Genomic DNA, 15,374 nt, shown 5'->3' with positions numbered 1-15,374 from the left:
TTAATTTAAGACTTTAATAAGCCTCTATGGGCGAGGCCATACTGAATCAATGACCGGTCTCCGGCCACCGGAGGAGATCAATCTACCGACTCATCGGAAGCGCCATCCGACACCTCTCCCCCGGCATCCTGTTCCTCTTCCAGATTTTCAATTCGCTCAATGCCGATCAGCCGCTCCGCCTTGCCGAGGCGGATCATGGTGACGCCCTGGGTGTTGCGCCCCATCTGCGAGACATCCCTCACCGGAGTTCGCACCAGGGTACCGCCATTGGTGATCATCATGATCTCGTCATCTTCCTGGACCTGCACAGCACCCACCACCGGGCCATTGCGCTCGGAGGTCTGCACCGAGATCACGCCCATGCCACCGCGGCCATGTACCGGGTACTGAGCCACCGGGGTACGCTTGCCGAAGCCGTTTTCAGTCACCGTCAGGATATCACCCTGATCACCGACAATCAGCGAGACCAACTGCTGCTCCGGGGCGAACTTGATACCACGTACACCGCACGCGGTACGCCCCATCGGCCGCACATGGGACTCATGGAAACGCACCGCCTTGCCGGAGCTGGCAAACAGCATCACATGCTGATCACCATCGGTGATCTCGACCCCGATCAGCCGATCGTCAGGTCTTAGATCGACCGCGATGATGCCACTGGCGCGGGGCCGCGAAAAGGCCTCCAGCGGGGTCTTTTTGACGATGCCGGAACGGGTCGCCATGAACACGTAGCGGTCTTCGGGGAACTCACGCACCGGCAGGATCGCGTTGATCCGCTCCTCTTCGCCCAGCGGCAGCAGGTTGACCATCGGCTTGCCGCGTGCGCCGCGGCCGGCCTGGGGCAGCTCATAGACTTTCAGCCAGTAGACCTTACCGTGACTGGAAAAGCAGAGAATGGTGTCGTGGGTGCTGGCGACAAACAGCTTGTCGACAAAATCCTCGTCCTTGGTGGCAGTCGCCGACTTGCCCTTGCCACCGCGCCGCTGCGCCTGATAGACGCTGATCGGTTGAGCCTTGGCATAGCCCTTATGCGAAAGCGTCACCACCACATCCTCTTCGGTGATCAGATCCTCCAGAGTGAGGTCGAGTCGGTCCTGGATAATCTGGGTACGGCGCGGGTCGTTGTACTGCTCACGAATCGCCAGCAGCTCGTCGCGAATCACCTCCATCAGCCGGAAAGAACTGGAGAGAATATCGAGCAGATTCGCAATCTTTTCGAGTAACTCCTCGTACTCCTTGATGATTTTGTCTTGCTCAAGACCGGTCAAGCGGTGCAAACGCAGATCCAGAATCGCCTGCGCCTGGATCTCCGTGAGACGGTAACCCTGTTTAGAGAGCCCAAACTCCAGCGCCAGACCCTCCGGACGGGTGCTGTCGGCGCCGGCGCGCTGGAGCATCGCCTCCACCGTGCCCGACTGCCAGTGCCGCGCCAGCAGCGCGAGCTTCGCCTCAGCCGGACTGGAGGCCGCCTTGATCAGCGCAATCACCTCGTCGATATTCGCCAAAGCAACCGCCAGACCCTCCAGCACATGGGCCCGATCCCGCGCCTTGCGCAACTCGAACAGGGTACGGCGAGTCACCACCTCGCGGCGGTGGCGGATGAAATACTCCAGCATCTGCTTCAGATTGAGCAGCCGCGGCTGGCCGTCCACCAGGGCCACCATATTGATACCGAAGACGTTCTGCATCGCCGTCTGCTGGAACAGGTTATTAAGCACCACCTCCGCCACTTCGCCGCGGCGCAGCTCGATGACCATGCGCATGCCATCTTTGTCGGACTCATCGCGCAGTTCGGTGATACCCTCGATCTTCTTCTCTTTGACCAGCTCGGCGATCTTTTCCAGCAGACGCGCCTTGTTCACCTGATAGGGCAGCTCGTGAACGATGATGCGCTGTCTGCTACTACTGTCGAGGCTTTCGATCTCGGTGCGGGCGCGCATATAGATGCGGCCGCGGCCGGTCCGATAAGCCTCTTTGATACCGTGGGCGCCGTTGATAATAGCGGCGGTGGGAAAGTCAGGCCCCGGCAGATACTGCATCAGCTCGCTCATGCTGATCGCCTCATTGTCCACCAACGCAATACAGGCATCGATCACCTCGCCCAGGTTGTGCGGCGGGATGTTGGTCGCCATGCCCACCGCAATACCGGTGGAGCCGTTGATCAGCAGATTGGGGATGCGCGCCGGCAGTACCGCCGGCTCATGTTCGCTGTTGTCGTAGTTGGGGACGAAATCGACGGTCTCTTTGTCGAGGTCATCGAGCATGCTGTGGGCGATCTTCGCCATGCGCACTTCGGTGTAACGCATCGCGGCAGGCGCATCGCCATCCACCGAGCCAAAGTTGCCCTGACCATCCACCAGCATGTAGCGCATGGAGAAAGGCTGGGCCATACGCACGATAGTGTCGTAGACCGCAGTATCGCCATGGGGGTGATATTTACCGATCACGTCGCCGACCACGCGGGCCGACTTTTTATAGGGCTTGTTCCAATCGTTGCCGAGCACGCTCATCGCATAGAGCACACGACGATGGACCGGCTTGAGTCCGTCACGAACATCCGGCAGCGCCCGCCCTACGATTACGCTCATCGCGTAGTCGAGGTAGGACTGACGCATCTCGTCTTCGAGATTGACCGGCAGGACTTCTTTGGCGAATTCGCTCATAAGCGCTGGTTTCTGTTCCGCTCACGTCTCTGAGGATTCAGGAGGCGTTAAAATTGCCGGATTGTAACATAGCCCCGCCCCCCTTTGTTGTACAAAAAGCGCCTGAAAACAGTTTCCTGGCGCTCTGAGCTCAAGATTCCATCAGCTGTCGCATCTTTTCTACATTTGGCGAGAGCACAACACCCTTCTCGGTGACGATGGCATCGACCAGCTCCGCCGGTGTCACGTCAAACACCGGATTCCACACCTCCGCACCCTCGGCGGCAATACGCTGCGCACCGCAGCAGAGCAGCTCATCGCCGCCACGCACCTCGATTGGGATCTCCTTGCCAGAAGCGACCTGCATGTCGATGGTAGAAGTGGGGGCCACCACCATCACCTTCACGCCGTGGTACTTGGCTACCACTGCCAGACTGAAGGTGCCGATCTTGTTGGCCACATCACCGTTGGCGGCGATCCGGTCAGAGCCGACGATAATCCAGCCGACGCCCCCCTGGGCCATCCGGTTGGCCGCGGCACCATCCGCCAGCAGGGTCACCGGGATCGCGTCCGCCAACAGTTCCCAGGCGGTCAACCTTGCCCCCTGCAGCCAGGGACGGGTCTCGTCAGCATAGACCTTATTGATACGCCCCGCGGCGTGAGCGTTGCGGATCACCCCCAGCGCAGTGCCGTAGCCGCCTGTAGCCAGCGCCCCGGCGTTGCAGTGGGTGATGACACCAGTGGGGCCGTCGATCAGCGCCGCCCCCAGCTCCCCCATGCACCGGTTCGCCGCCACATCCTCGGCGTGGATCTGCTCAGCCTCCTGCAGCAGCTGCGGCTCAGGGTCGGCCTCATCGTCCAGGCTGTCGATCAGCCCCCGCATGCGGTCCAGCGCCCAGAACAGGTTCACCGCAGTGGGACGAGAATCCCGCAGCCGTCCCAGGTCGAGCTGGATCGCGCTCTTCCAGCCGGAGCCGGCTGCCGCGTAGGCGGTACGGGCTGCCAGCACCACCCCGTAGGCGGCGGTGATGCCGATCGCCGGCGCGCCCCGCACCACCATCTCGCGGATCGCATCAGCAGTGGCCTCGGCACTCCTCAGTTCCAGATACTCGGCGCTGGCCGGCAGTTTGCGTTGGTCGAGCAGCCAGAGCTGCTTGGCGTGCCAGGCAATGGCGTTGTCAGGCGAGGGGTTCAGGGCAATGTGGTCGGCTTCCATCTGATCGAATCTCGTGGCAAATTTGGCGGCCATTTAGAACAAAGCGATAAAAAAAGGCAAGCGCTATGCAGCAACAGATCGACACTCTGATCCAGGCCGAGTGGATCATCCCGGTGATTCCCGAAGGCGAAGTGTTGGAAAACCACGCGCTTGCCATCGATGGCGGGCGGATCATCGGGCTCCTGCCGGCGGATCAGGCCGCATCCCGATATCAGGCAGAGAACCGTCTGGAGCTACCGGGGCAGGCGCTGATCCCCGGTCTGGTCAACGCTCACACCCATCTCGCTATGTCGCTGCTGCGCGGACTGGCCGATGACTTGCCACTAATGAGCTGGCTCAACCAGCACATCTGGCCGGCGGAGCAGCGCTGGGTGAGCGAGGAATTTGTCCACGACGGCAGCCAGTTGGCAATGGCGGAGATGCTGTGCGGCGGTACTACCTGCTTCAACGACATGTACTTCTTCCCGGATGTCACCGCCCGCGCCGCTCACGCCGCCGGCATGCGCGCGATGGTCGGCCTGATCACCATCGATTTTCCGTCGGTTTGGGCCGCAGACTGGGAAGAGTATCTGCACAAGGGGCTGGAGGTACACGACCAGTTCCGCAGCAACGGCCTGATCAAAACCGCTTTCGCCCCCCATGCCCCCTACTCTGTCTCCGATGCGCCACTGGAGCGCATCCAAGTATTGTCCGACGAGTTGGAGATCCCGGTGCACATTCATCTGCACGAGACCAACGACGAGATCGTGCAAGGATTGCAGCAGCATAACGACCGGCCGATGGCGCGGCTGCAGCGACTGGGCCTGCTCTCCCCTACCCTGCAGGCGGTGCACATGATCCACCTGGAAGAGGGGGAGATCAGCCGCTTCGCCGAGAGTGGCGGCCATGTAATCCACTGCCCGGAGTCGAATCTGAAGCTCGCCAGCGGCTTCTGCCCGGTGGCGAAGCTGCTGGAGGCCGGCGTCAACCTGGCGCTGGGCACCGATGGCGCTGCCAGCAACAACGATCTCGACATGTTCAGCGAGATGCGCAGCGCCGCCCTGCTGGCCAAAGGGGTAGCCGGAGATGCCGCCACCCTACCCGCCGCCCAGGCACTCTCGATGGCCACCATCAACGGCGCCCGGGCACTGGGGCTGGAGCAGGAAATCGGCTCCCTAGAGGTCGGCAAATCGGCCGACCTGGCAGCCGTGGATCTGAATCGCCTCAACACCCAGCCGGTCTACCATCCAATCTCGCAGATTGTCTACGCTGCCGGGCGTGAGCAGGTCAGCCAGGTCTGGGTCGCCGGGCGCCAGCTGGTGCACAACGGCTGCCTCACCACCCTCGACAGTGGTGAGCTGATCAGCCGGGCCGCCAGCTGGCGGGAGAGGATTGCCGAGGGCTGAGGAGCCTCTGAACAAGTCATGAACTCGTATCTTGCGCCCAGAATGCCCAGCTTTTTCCTCACCTACATCCATGTAGGCGAGGAACGTAAGCTTTAGGTGCGATTTGCGCCTTGAATCTGAATATTCTGAATCACAATCGACTGCGTCCAGACTTATTCAGAGACTCCATGACGCGCTATAATCGTTTGTTCCATCCGCTACCCCGGTCGCAGCAACAATGAGCCAGGAATCCATCAACGTCGATCACGCCGAAATCAGCAAGTTCGAGGCGCTCGCCTCCCGCTGGTGGGACCCCCACAGCGAGTTCAAACCACTGCATGAGATCAATCCACTGCGCCTCGGCTATATCGACCAGATCGCCCATCTGGCCGGCAAGGAGGTACTGGATGTGGGTTGCGGCGGCGGCATTCTGGCCGAGAGCATGGCGGAGCGCGACGCCCAAGTAACCGGCATCGATATGGGTGAGGCGCCACTGCAGGTCGCACGACTGCATCTGTTCGAATCGGGACTGAAGGTCAACTACGAGCGCATCCCGGTGGAACGGCTGGCCGAGGAGCGCCCGGCGGCTTTCGATGTGGTGACCTGCATGGAGATGCTGGAGCATGTGCCCGACCCCGCCTCGGTGATCAACGCCTGCGCGCGACTGGTCAAACCCAGCGGCCACGTCTTCTTCTCCACCCTCAATCGCAATCCGAAATCCTATCTGTTTGCCATCGTCGGCGCAGAATATCTGCTGCGGCTGCTGCCCAAGGGCACCCACGACTTCGCCAAGTTCATCAAACCGGCGGAGCTGGACCGCTGGATCCGCGCCGCCGGACTGGAGACCTGCGACATCACTGGCCTGAGCTACAACCCGCTGAACCAGCACTACTCACTGGGCAGTGATGTGGATGTCAACTACATGGTCCACACGGTCAGGGCTGACGCATGACGATCCGCTGTGTCCTGTTCGACCTGGACGGGACCTTCGCCGACACTGCCCCCGATCTGCACCAGGCCCTCAATCGGGTACGCGCCGGCGAGGGCCTACCGCCGATGCCGTTCGCGCAGGTGCGCCCGGCAGTCTCCCACGGCAGCCAGGCGATGATCAGGGTCGGCTTTGGGCTGGCACCCGGCAATGCCCGCTACGAAGCGCTGCGGCGGGCCTTTCTCGACGACTACCTGGCCAACATCGCAGTGCATACCCGCCTGTTCGACGGCATGGAGCCCTTGCTGGATGCGCTGCAGGAACGCCACATCCCCTGGGGCATAGTCACCAATAAACCGGCCTGGCTGACCGAACCGCTGATGCGCCAGCTCGCCTGGGGGGAACAAGCCGCCTGCATTGTCAGCGGCGATACTGCGGCACACCCTAAACCCCATCCAGCGCCGATTTACCACGCCTGCCAACAGGTAGGCGTGGAGCCGTTTGAGTCGCTCTATGTGGGCGATGCCGAGCGCGACATCGAAGCGGGCCGCAACGCCGGCACCCTCACCCTCGCCGCACTGTTCGGCTATCTCACCGAGGATGACCGGCCAGAGAGCTGGCACGCTGACGGCCTGATCCGCCATCCGCTGGAGATCCTGGATTGGATCGAATAGTCGCAGAGCACCTGCGGCGGCTCGTCCCACCCGGTTCTGCCAACTACTACGCGATTCGCTTTTCACCACGTAACGGACGCGAGCAGATCGGACTGCTGTTCGCCTGGCGTGAGGAACTGCTGCGCATCGCGCGGGAGTGCAGTGATGCTGGAGTGGCGCAGGCGCGTCTCGAGTGGTGGCGAAGCGAGACCGCTAACGCCTGCCGGGGCCATGCCCGACACCCCCTGGCACAGGCCCTGATTCCGCTTGTATCTGATGAGAAACTTCCACTCGCACTGTTCGATCAGATGGCGACAGCGATGAAGCGGCAACTGGCGGGCACCCCGTCTTCAGACTGGGCTGAGCTGCAACAGCATGCCCGGCAGCTGGATGGCAGCTTCTGCGAACTGCTGGCGAGGAGCCTGCAGACTCCTGAAGATAAGATCGAGTCCGCCCGCCAGATCGGAGCCTACTGCTGGCTGGTGGGGACCATCCACAATCTGGGCTGGGAGTTGCGCCAAGGCAGATACCTGCTGGCTCACGAGCCCCTGCAACAATACAAGCTGACACCTGATAAGTTACTGCTACAGAAATATGCCCAAGAAACAGCTGCCTTTATTGATGAGGCGCTGGAAACAGCCGAGCAGTGGCGCCAGAGCACCACACAACATCTCGAAAGACACCCGCTGCCGGCGCTACGGCCGGGCCTTAATCTCTATGCTCTGGCCCATCGACACCAACGACTGTTAGCACAGGAGGGGGCCAAGATCCTGCAGCGGCGGCCGGAACTCTCTCCGCTTGAAATACTTTGGCATACCGTGATCGCTGGGTGGTTGAGATTCTGAGTGGCTTTATGTGGAAGTTTGCTCCGCAATATTGAGGGCCTCATCAAGAGAAAATGGCCTGACCGCACGGCCAAACTATTTCTTGATCAACAAACTCTGCCGTCAGAACTCCATGAAAGTCATCTCTGTTGACAGAAAATCATTCGATCGCCCTGACGACTCCAACCCATGCGGCATCCCAAGTTGCAGCAATCAGATCAGCCCCATTATTAACGACTAAGGAGCCTCTGATTAAGTCTGGACGAAAGCGAGCGGCGATTTCCCGCCTCCCCAATGGATTGGGTATACTCGCCCTTTTTTCAGATCAGGCAGGCAGAAAACCATGCAACTCTCCACATTGACCGCAGTCTCTCCGGTGGACGGGCGTTACGGCAGCAAGACCGATGCGCTGCGTCCTATCTTCAGTGAATATGGCCTTATCCGTCACCGGGTGCTAGTGGAGGTGCGCTGGCTGCAGGCGCTGGCGGCGGCGGATGAGGTCCGCGAGGTACCGCCGCTCGGTAAACATGCCGACAACATCCTCAATAACATCGTGCTGAAGTTTGATGAGGCGGATGCCCAGCGAATCAAGAATATCGAGCGCACCACCAACCACGATGTAAAGGCGGTGGAGTACTTTCTGAAGGAGAAGATCGCCGGCAATGACGAGCTGGAAGCGATCAGTGAGTTCATCCACTTTGCCTGCACCTCGGAGGATATCAACAACCTCTCTCACGCGCTGATGCTGCGCGAGGGGCGCGGCCAAGTATTGCTGCCACAGATCGATGAGGTGATCGAGGCGGTCCGCGCCCTGGCCCACGCCTTGGCCGAGACACCGATGCTCTGCCGCACCCACGGCCAGCCCGCCTCCCCCTCAACGATGGGCAAGGAGATGGCCAATGTGGTCTACCGGTTGCAGCGTCAGCGGGAACAGATCGCCAGCTTGCAGCTGCTGGGCAAGATCAACGGCGCGGTGGGTAACTACAACGCCCACCTCTCCGCCTATCCAGAGGTCGATTGGCCCGGCTTTGCGCAGCGTTTTATCGAGTCACTGGGCCTCGACTGGAACCCCTACACCATCCAGATCGAACCCCACGACTACATGGCTGAACTGTTCGATGCGGTGGCACGCTTCAACACCATCCTGATCGATTTCTGCCGCGATATCTGGAGCTACATCTCGCTGGGCTACTTCAAGCAGAAGACCATCGCCGGCGAGGTGGGCTCCTCCACCATGCCGCACAAGGTCAACCCGATCGACTTCGAGAATGGTGAGGGCAATCTGGGCATCGCCAACGCCCTGTTCGGCCATCTCACCGCCAAATTACCGATCTCCCGCTGGCAGCGGGATCTGACCGACTCCACGGTGCTTCGCAACCTCGGCGTCGGCTTTGCCCACACCAGCATTGCGTTGCAATCGATCCTGCGCGGTATCAGCAAGCTGGAGGCGAACGGCGAGGCGATGCTGGCCGACCTGGAGGGCAACTGGGAGGTGCTGGCGGAGCCGATCCAGACCGTGATGCGCCGCTACGGGGTGGAAAAACCCTACGAGAAGCTGAAGGAGCTGACCCGCGGCCAACGCATCACCCCAACGCAGCTGGCTAGCTTCATCGATGGCCTGGAGATCCCCGATGCGGCCAAGGCATCTCTGAAACAGCTGACCCCGCAGGGCTATATCGGAAATGCGACCGAGCAGGCAAAACGTATTTGACTGCCATCATAGAGACCCAGGACCTTGATCAAGGATTGCTTGGACTTTGTGAACCAAAGCACGGTTTCATTTGGAGAATTTAGTTCATAATATCTCTGCAGACGGTAGCCGATTGGCTTGTCCTCCCGCTCGTGTCCGCAATACGAGTCGCTCGGTCCGTCTGCATTCAAACCCGGCCTACCGCCCCCCAGCCTGGTATGCCGGGTTTTCTTTTTCCTGCAGTCGGGCCTAGATCACATCCCAGGGCAAAATCAGAATTCACTTCCTGCTGATCGATCCCTAACCTGGGTCTATAATCCCATCCTTCTCAGGCAGGATTTGTCCCATGCAGCAGCTCAACTTCCCCAACGAGATCACTCCGAAAAGCTTCCTGAAAAGCTATTGGCAACAGAAGCCGTTGCTGCTGCGCCAGGCCCTACCCAAGTTTAAGTGTGGCCTGGATGCAGATGAGCTAGCCGGTCTCGCCTGCGAGGCGGATGTGGAATCCCGCCTGGTGCTGGAACGGGGTAAGACCCCTTGGGAGGCACGCTTCGGCCCATTCACTGAGGCGACCTTTGCCGAGCTACCGGAGAGCCACTGGACCCTGCTGGTGCAGGATGTGGACAAGCATCTGCCACCAGTTGCGAGTCTGCTCGACTACTTCCACTTCATCCCCGACTGGCGTCTTGACGATGTGATGGTCAGCTATGCCGCGGATCAGGGCTCGGTCGGCCCCCACATCGATGACTACGATGTGTTCCTCTATCAGGCCAAGGGACGGCGGCGCTGGAAGATCCACTACCAGCCGGTTTCGGAGGAGGATTTTATCCCCGGTCTCGACCTACGCATCCTGCCCGATTTTAAGGCGGAGGAAGAGTGGCTGCTGGAGCCCGGTGATTTGCTCTATCTGCCGCCCAATGTTGCCCACTGGGGGGTAGCCGAGGGTGACGACTGCATCAGCTGCTCGGTGGGATTCCGCGCCCCTGCCTACCGCGAGATGGCCAACGCCTGGTGCGAGGCACTGGGCGAGCAGCTCGCCGCTGAAGGGCGCTATCGGGATCTTCCCATGACGCCACAACAGGCCAGCGGTGAGATCCTGCCAACTGTTGTGGAGAAGGTCAGCGCCAATTTGCAGCGGATGCTGCAGACAGATGACGAGTTTAAACGACGCTGGTTCGGCCGTTTCATCAGCGAAAGCAAACCAAACCTGCAACTGGAACCCCGCCAGACACCGCTCTCCCCCGCCACCTTCCACGAACGCTTTCGACAGGCGTCGACGATCCATCGCAACGCATACTCGCGCATACTGTTCAGTCGCGGCAGCCAAGGCCAGGACAGCCTGTTCGTGAATGGCGAAGAGTATCAACTCCCCTCTGAATCAGGGGACTTTCTCGCCATCCTCACCCATCATCGCTTGCTCCACTTCGGCTATCTGGAGAACTGGCTGGAACAGCCCGACTGCCTGCAGCTTGTGTGTGATCTCTACAATGGCAACCACCTCATCTTCGACAATGAGTAGCACCCAGTTTCAACTGCGGCAGGCCGATTGGCCGGCGAGTGCGGAGGCACTCAAACAGCTCCGCGAGACGGTCTTCATCAAGGAGCAACAGGTGCCGCCCGAACTAGAGTGGGACGGTCTCGACGAGACGGCACTGCATCTGCTGGCAGAAACCCCGGACGGTCAGCCCATCGGCTGTGCGCGGCTACTTCCCAACGGGCAGATCGGCCGCATGTCGGTGTTGCGGTCCTGGCGCAATCAGGGAGTCGGCAGCGCAATGCTTAGAGAGCTGCTGCAACTCGCCGAACAACAGGGTTTTCCAGCCTGCTTTCTGCACGCCCAAACCCACGCAGTCGCTTTTTATCGACGATTCGGCTTTCACCCAGAGGGAGAGATTTTCATGGATGCGGGCATTCCCCATTTGAGCATGCGGCTTGATAAGGAAGATTAATAAGGAAGAAGAATGATCATACTGGCACCGGAAACCACACCGACAGCAGACGCCTATCAGCTCGGCGCAGAGAGTGGCCTAATCTCACTCACCTCGGTAGACGAATTCGCACAGTTTGCCTTGAACATGGCGACTCAGGCGCATCGCACCATCGATATCTTCAGTCACGACCTGGATCACCTGCTCTACGACCAGAGCGACTTTGTTGTGGCGATCAAAGAGCTCTCGTTGCGTAGCCGCTTCTCTCAGATCCGCATCCTGCTGCAGAACAATCGCACGATCCGCCGCAAAGGCCATCGACTGGTTCATCTGGCTCAACGCCTCACCTCCAGCATCGAGATCCGCCGGCCAGGGGAACCGCTCATCAAGGCACTGGAAAACTTTCTGCTAGCGGACGAATATGGCTACATCCACCGCAAGATGGCCAGCTACTACGAGGGCCGCTGTGATTTCAATGACCGCCTGCGGGTCGCACAGCTGGCTGAGCGCTTCAACGAGGCGTGGGAGAGCGGTGAACCGGACCGGGAACTGTTGCGACTCTATCTTTAAGATCTAATCGCTATACTGCCTGTGACTGAACAAGTTAAAGGCAGACAATCCTGATGACCCGGCGATGGATACTACTATTCCTGGCGCTTTTCTCCCCGTTGAGCGGACTGGCCGAGCCCGCGATTGAGTTTGTGCCGCTGATGCACCAACCGGCACAGACACTGATCCCGATGCTTGCACCTCTGCTCGGACAGGACGCACTGATCAGCCCGGCAGGCACTGGTCTGCTGCTCAAGGCAGAGACTGCACGGCGGGCGGAGCTTATCAGACTGATCGGAGAGCTTGACCGGCCTGCAAGACGACTCCTGCTCCAGCTAAGCAACGTCAATCCTGCCGGCAACCAGCATACTCACAGCTATCGCACCCACTCCCGCTGGAGCCCGCCACTGCAGCTGCAAACGCTGGATGGGCATCAGGTCTATATCAGCCAACAGGAGCGCCGGAGGCTGGATCGGGGTGGCGCGTTGACAGTGGTTGGTCCTCTGTTTGGATTTTCCCACCAGGCAGACTACCAACAGTTTCAACGTGGCCTTATGCTCACCCCTCGAGTGGTGGGCGATAAGATCCGGGTCGAGATCAGCGCATGGGATTCGCAGCCAGCAGGGCTCAGCGGGGGTTCCGTCGGCCTGCGCCTGGTCAGCGTGATTGAGATTGAACCAGGCCTGTGGAGTGCGATTGGCAGTTCGGGGCACAACGTGGGTGAATCGGCTCGGAGTGGCGACCTGCGAGGATCTACCCGGTCACGCAGAGAGCAGGCATTCTTGCTGAAGGTTGAGCTGCTGCCCTAGGAGTCGAGGACTGGCGTGATCTTCTGCTTGTCGTTGGGCTGTTGGCTGATATGGTTTTCCTCGATCAGGTAAGAATCGATATCGACTGCAGCCTGTGCATTGTAGGCTTGTACGAAGCCCTCTGAGGAAAGCATGATGCGCGACGCCTCACTTGAACAACCCCGTGACCTTAGCAACCACCAGCATCTGCACAAACAACCCTTCTAATTCCTTCAGAAAACGCTTTCGGAAAGTCGCGATTTCGATCCATTATTGTTCGCATATTCATATTTTACTGGCTCCACCGATTAAATCCGACAGACTACCTAGCCCTCTGCAAACCAGCGTTGCCGCAGCTGTTCCCGGTTCAGTTGAAACCACTGCAGGGCAATGATGATACTGGTGGAGTTGGCCCGTCCGCCATAGAGCTCGGCAAGCGCCTGATCAGCATCCATCACCACCACCCGGATATCCTCACCCTCATGCTTAAGTCCATGCACCCCACCCGCGGCTGAGGCATCCACTTCTCCACAGTAGAGATCGATCCGGTCCACCGAGAGACCGGGGTTCACCATGAATTGGGTGATATGCTCGAGCCGCCCAACCTGGCAGTTGGCCTCCTCCATCGCCTCACGCCTGGCCACCTCTGCCGAACTCTCTGCCTCCCCGACATAACCACCGATAACTTCCAGCACCCAAGGTGGCTTTACCGCTCCCAAGGCGCCGATGCGGAACTGCTCGACCAGAATCATTTGATCGCGGTGGGGGTCGTAGAGCAATACCATCGATGCTCTGAGCTGTTCGACTCGCTCACGCACCAACTCACGGCTCTCACCCCCTTCGTAGAGCTCATGTTTGAGACGATAGCGATTGAGTTTTAAAAAGCCATCGTAGACCCGTTCTGAGTCCACTATTCGATAACCATATTTCATAAACGATAGAGTCTCCTTGGTGCCAGTAAAAAGGGTGTCAAGCAGCATCCGCCTTTGAAAAACAGAGCACCAGTCGCGCCGCCATGAATTTAGATCCCAATCATCTACCAATCAGCTTCCCAAACTGAAGGGGCAATCATAAAACACAATAAAAGAATGAAAAAAGGCATTGACTGATCCGGCAATCAGTACTATATAAGTATTTAATTATTTACTAGTCGAGGTGCACTATGAAAGACATGCTCTCCCTGACCTGCGAGGAATTCCGGGAAATCTCAGAGACCAATCCCAATGAGGTCGAAATTATTGTAGAGATGCTTATCGAGGCTGAAGTGGAGCTCTGCAAAGAGTCCAGTTAACAGCAAACCGACCTTCGCCCCGAACCGACCGCAAAAATTGCGGCCGGTTTATTGCGTGATACTGGACCAATCTCCCAGATTTCCCCACCCGATTGATTATCATTTAACCGGCTACGTTGCAGTAACCGCAAAGGTATGAAGATATGGCCTATCTGGAATGGGATAAATCGCTCGACACGGGCATTAACGTAATCGATCAGCAACACCAGCGAATCGTCGACTATATCAACCGCTTGCAAGCAGCTATTGAGTCTTGGGATCGAGACGAGATCAGCGACGTATTCCAGGAACTCATTGATTATACTGAGACCCACTTCGCCTTTGAAGAGAGCCTTCAAGAACAGGCTGGTTATGAATTCTTGACCGGGCATCAGCGTATTCATCAACTTTTCATCAAACGCCTGTCCGGGTTTCACTCCCGATTCGAGCAAGGTGATCCTGCTGCTGCCACGGAAGTATCCGCCATGCTACGCACCTGGCTGATCAACCACATCAAGACCGATGACAAAGACTACGTTTCTGTCGTTCAGGGTACTATTAGGCAAGAGAAGAAGGGCGGCTGGCTTGGTAAACGACTAAAGAAATTTTTTGGCTAGAAGCCCCTGATGGATTGAAATGAGCTTTGTTACCTGCTGTTTCATGTCCGTTACAGAGACTTGCTGGACACGCATAATCTGTCCTCTGTGCTTAGAAATAGTTTCTACTAACATTAACAAATGCAGTCGGCTAACGCTTAGTTAATGACATTACAGTAAGGGTGAATCTAGTTTAGCCGACTATCAGGCCCGAAAATGACGATCATGACATCACCATATGGCCTTGGGAAGGCAGTCTCATCAACACCGACGGCCTTCACCTTGCTGAAATCCTCCTGCTCACGGGCATCGTCCACAAGTGGTGGAGCATGCGCCAGATCGTGTCATCACTGACATTGAGGTGTGTGGCAACAGCATTGACTGGCATCTGTCTGCACAGAGTGATCACCAGCGCCTCGAACAGTTCTGAGTAAACCTTGTCTGAGGACGACCTGTGTTGTCTTAGCGCACTGCTTGCAGCGCACTCGTGGCAGGTCGGTATGAATGTAGGCTTCGTACTAAAAAAAGTTGAGGTGGCACCACATTCTCGGCTTGGTGGCGTGGACTGCCCGGCCTTCGCCCCGCAAGACGGGCAGGTGAAGCAGCTTCCACGCTTGAAGCATACCTTGAAGTCGATTCGACTCTTATCAGGATCAAACTCGACATTCTGAACCTCCCAGGGAGCAGACAATCCATCGGCGCGGTGAATAGGTCAGTAGGCTTCATTGAGGAAGTCGCTTCCAGTGGTTCAACAGATGATCATGACGGTAACCAATCAAGTTACCCACACAATCTGCGATATGAGCCTAAAATATATACTGCTGTTCCTATTATTAATCGTTCCGAAAGTATTGGCAGTCTATTTTTGAACTTGCCAAAATATACTTTGTATCTGACATGCGGAAGAAACTCTTAATCAGCGAAGT

General features: G+C 58.3%; 15 protein-coding genes. 10 read left to right on the top strand and 5 right to left on the bottom strand.

Features of this window, described 5'->3' with window-relative positions:
* Positions 1–77: 77 nt before the first annotated feature.
* Together gyrA and mtnA are read right to left on the bottom strand one after the other, a co-directional pair.
* Positions 78–2,663 (bottom strand): DNA gyrase subunit A, encoded by a 2,586-nt coding sequence (gyrA, locus tag Ga0074115_RS12610; RefSeq protein WP_057955918.1) that lies wholly within the window; start codon positions 2,661–2,663, stop codon positions 78–80.
* Positions 2,664–2,793: 130 nt separating this feature from the next.
* A complete protein-coding gene (mtnA, locus tag Ga0074115_RS12605; protein WP_057955927.1) occupies positions 2,794–3,858 on the bottom strand; it encodes an S-methyl-5-thioribose-1-phosphate isomerase in 1,065 nt (354 codons plus the stop codon).
* Positions 3,859–3,923: 65 nt separating this feature from the next.
* Between mtnA and Ga0074115_RS12600 the strand changes: the two genes are divergently transcribed.
* The 9 genes from Ga0074115_RS12600 (at position 3,924) to Ga0074115_RS12560 (ending at position 12,603) form a co-directional block, all read left to right on the top strand.
* Positions 3,924–5,243 carry a TRZ/ATZ family hydrolase gene (locus Ga0074115_RS12600; RefSeq protein WP_057955919.1) on the top strand — a complete coding sequence of 440 codons (1,320 nt, stop codon included), beginning with the start codon at positions 3,924–3,926 and terminating at the stop codon, positions 5,241–5,243.
* Between the two features lie 217 nt (positions 5,244–5,460).
* On the top strand, positions 5,461–6,174 hold the full coding sequence (gene ubiG, locus Ga0074115_RS12595) for a bifunctional 2-polyprenyl-6-hydroxyphenol methylase/3-demethylubiquinol 3-O-methyltransferase UbiG (protein ID WP_057955920.1): 714 nt from the start codon (positions 5,461–5,463) through the stop codon (positions 6,172–6,174).
* Positions 6,171–6,824, top strand: coding sequence for an HAD family hydrolase (locus tag Ga0074115_RS12590; RefSeq protein WP_057955921.1), 654 nt, complete (start codon positions 6,171–6,173; stop codon positions 6,822–6,824). Before ubiG ends, Ga0074115_RS12590 begins: the two co-directional genes overlap by 4 nt.
* Complete coding sequence (locus Ga0074115_RS12585) at positions 6,812–7,648, top strand: squalene/phytoene synthase family protein (protein ID WP_057955922.1); 837 nt, start codon at positions 6,812–6,814, stop codon at positions 7,646–7,648. The genes Ga0074115_RS12590 and Ga0074115_RS12585 overlap by 13 nt, the downstream gene beginning before the upstream one ends.
* Before the next feature lie 322 nt (positions 7,649–7,970).
* A complete protein-coding gene (gene purB / locus Ga0074115_RS12580) occupies positions 7,971–9,338 on the top strand; it encodes an adenylosuccinate lyase (protein ID WP_060528581.1) in 1,368 nt (455 codons plus the stop codon).
* Positions 9,339–9,663: 325 nt separating this feature from the next.
* Positions 9,664–10,836 (top strand): cupin domain-containing protein, encoded by a 1,173-nt coding sequence (locus Ga0074115_RS12575; RefSeq protein ID WP_057955924.1) that lies wholly within the window; start codon positions 9,664–9,666, stop codon positions 10,834–10,836.
* Positions 10,829–11,266 (top strand): GNAT family N-acetyltransferase, encoded by a 438-nt coding sequence (locus Ga0074115_RS12570; RefSeq protein ID WP_006474104.1) that lies wholly within the window; start codon positions 10,829–10,831, stop codon positions 11,264–11,266. Before Ga0074115_RS12575 ends, Ga0074115_RS12570 begins: the two co-directional genes overlap by 8 nt.
* A 12-nt stretch (positions 11,267–11,278) precedes the next feature.
* The gene (locus Ga0074115_RS12565) at positions 11,279–11,815 is read left to right on the top strand and encodes a DUF7931 domain-containing protein (RefSeq protein ID WP_057955925.1); all 537 of its coding nucleotides are present in this window, start codon (positions 11,279–11,281) and stop codon (positions 11,813–11,815) included.
* Positions 11,816–11,868: 53 nt separating this feature from the next.
* Positions 11,869–12,603, top strand: a complete 735-nt coding sequence (locus Ga0074115_RS12560; RefSeq protein WP_057955926.1) for a hypothetical protein — start codon at positions 11,869–11,871, stop codon at positions 12,601–12,603.
* Here Ga0074115_RS12560 and Ga0074115_RS16340 read toward each other — a convergent pair.
* Both Ga0074115_RS16340 and Ga0074115_RS12555 read right to left on the bottom strand, forming a co-directional pair.
* Complete coding sequence (locus Ga0074115_RS16340) at positions 12,600–12,737, bottom strand: hypothetical protein (RefSeq protein WP_157292774.1); 138 nt, start codon at positions 12,735–12,737, stop codon at positions 12,600–12,602. The two genes, Ga0074115_RS12560 and Ga0074115_RS16340, sit on opposite strands and share 4 nt — an antisense overlap.
* A 171-nt stretch (positions 12,738–12,908) precedes the next feature.
* Positions 12,909–13,514, bottom strand: a complete 606-nt coding sequence (locus Ga0074115_RS12555) for an NUDIX domain-containing protein (RefSeq protein ID WP_057955928.1) — start codon at positions 13,512–13,514, stop codon at positions 12,909–12,911.
* A 502-nt stretch (positions 13,515–14,016) separates the two neighbouring features.
* Here Ga0074115_RS12555 and Ga0074115_RS12550 point away from each other — a divergent pair.
* Entirely contained in the window at positions 14,017–14,469 is a 453-nt protein-coding gene (locus Ga0074115_RS12550; protein WP_005964364.1) for a bacteriohemerythrin, read from the top strand.
* Between the two features lie 256 nt (positions 14,470–14,725).
* Here Ga0074115_RS12550 and Ga0074115_RS17275 read toward each other — a convergent pair whose 3' ends face one another.
* The gene (locus Ga0074115_RS17275) at positions 14,726–15,139 is read right to left on the bottom strand and encodes a helix-turn-helix domain-containing protein (RefSeq protein WP_408642717.1); all 414 of its coding nucleotides are present in this window, start codon (positions 15,137–15,139) and stop codon (positions 14,726–14,728) included.
* Positions 15,140–15,374 lie beyond the last annotated feature (235 nt).

This window comes from endosymbiont of Ridgeia piscesae (assembly GCF_001443665.1).
In the GTDB taxonomy this organism is placed as follows: domain Bacteria; phylum Pseudomonadota; class Gammaproteobacteria; order Chromatiales; family Chromatiaceae; genus Endoriftia; species Endoriftia persephonae.
The sequence above is the reverse complement of the archived record's forward strand: the minus strand, read 5'-3'. Positions and strand labels throughout refer to the sequence as shown.

What these genes read in the sequence shown, in the direction of transcription:
- gyrA (WP_057955918.1), bottom strand. Translation starts at nt 2,663, where the DNA reads ATGAGCGAATTCGCCAAAGAAGTCCTGCCGGTCAATCTCGAAGACGAG.
- mtnA (WP_057955927.1), bottom strand. Translation starts at nt 3,858, where the DNA reads ATGGAAGCCGACCACATTGCCCTGAACCCCTCGCCTGACAACGCCATT.
- Ga0074115_RS12600 (WP_057955919.1), top strand. Translation starts at nt 3,924, where the DNA reads ATGCAGCAACAGATCGACACTCTGATCCAGGCCGAGTGGATCATCCCG.
- ubiG (WP_057955920.1), top strand. Translation starts at nt 5,461, where the DNA reads ATGAGCCAGGAATCCATCAACGTCGATCACGCCGAAATCAGCAAGTTC.
- Ga0074115_RS12590 (WP_057955921.1), top strand. Translation starts at nt 6,171, where the DNA reads ATGACGATCCGCTGTGTCCTGTTCGACCTGGACGGGACCTTCGCCGAC.
- purB (WP_060528581.1), top strand. Translation starts at nt 7,971, where the DNA reads ATGCAACTCTCCACATTGACCGCAGTCTCTCCGGTGGACGGGCGTTAC.
- Ga0074115_RS12575 (WP_057955924.1), top strand. Translation starts at nt 9,664, where the DNA reads ATGCAGCAGCTCAACTTCCCCAACGAGATCACTCCGAAAAGCTTCCTG.
- Ga0074115_RS12570 (WP_006474104.1), top strand. Translation starts at nt 10,829, where the DNA reads ATGAGTAGCACCCAGTTTCAACTGCGGCAGGCCGATTGGCCGGCGAGT.
- Ga0074115_RS12565 (WP_057955925.1), top strand. Translation starts at nt 11,279, where the DNA reads ATGATCATACTGGCACCGGAAACCACACCGACAGCAGACGCCTATCAG.
- Ga0074115_RS12560 (WP_057955926.1), top strand. Translation starts at nt 11,869, where the DNA reads ATGACCCGGCGATGGATACTACTATTCCTGGCGCTTTTCTCCCCGTTG.
- Ga0074115_RS16340 (WP_157292774.1), bottom strand. Translation starts at nt 12,737, where the DNA reads ATGCTTTCCTCAGAGGGCTTCGTACAAGCCTACAATGCACAGGCTGCA.
- Ga0074115_RS12555 (WP_057955928.1), bottom strand. Translation starts at nt 13,514, where the DNA reads ATGAAATATGGTTATCGAATAGTGGACTCAGAACGGGTCTACGATGGC.
- Ga0074115_RS12550 (WP_005964364.1), top strand. Translation starts at nt 14,017, where the DNA reads ATGGCCTATCTGGAATGGGATAAATCGCTCGACACGGGCATTAACGTA.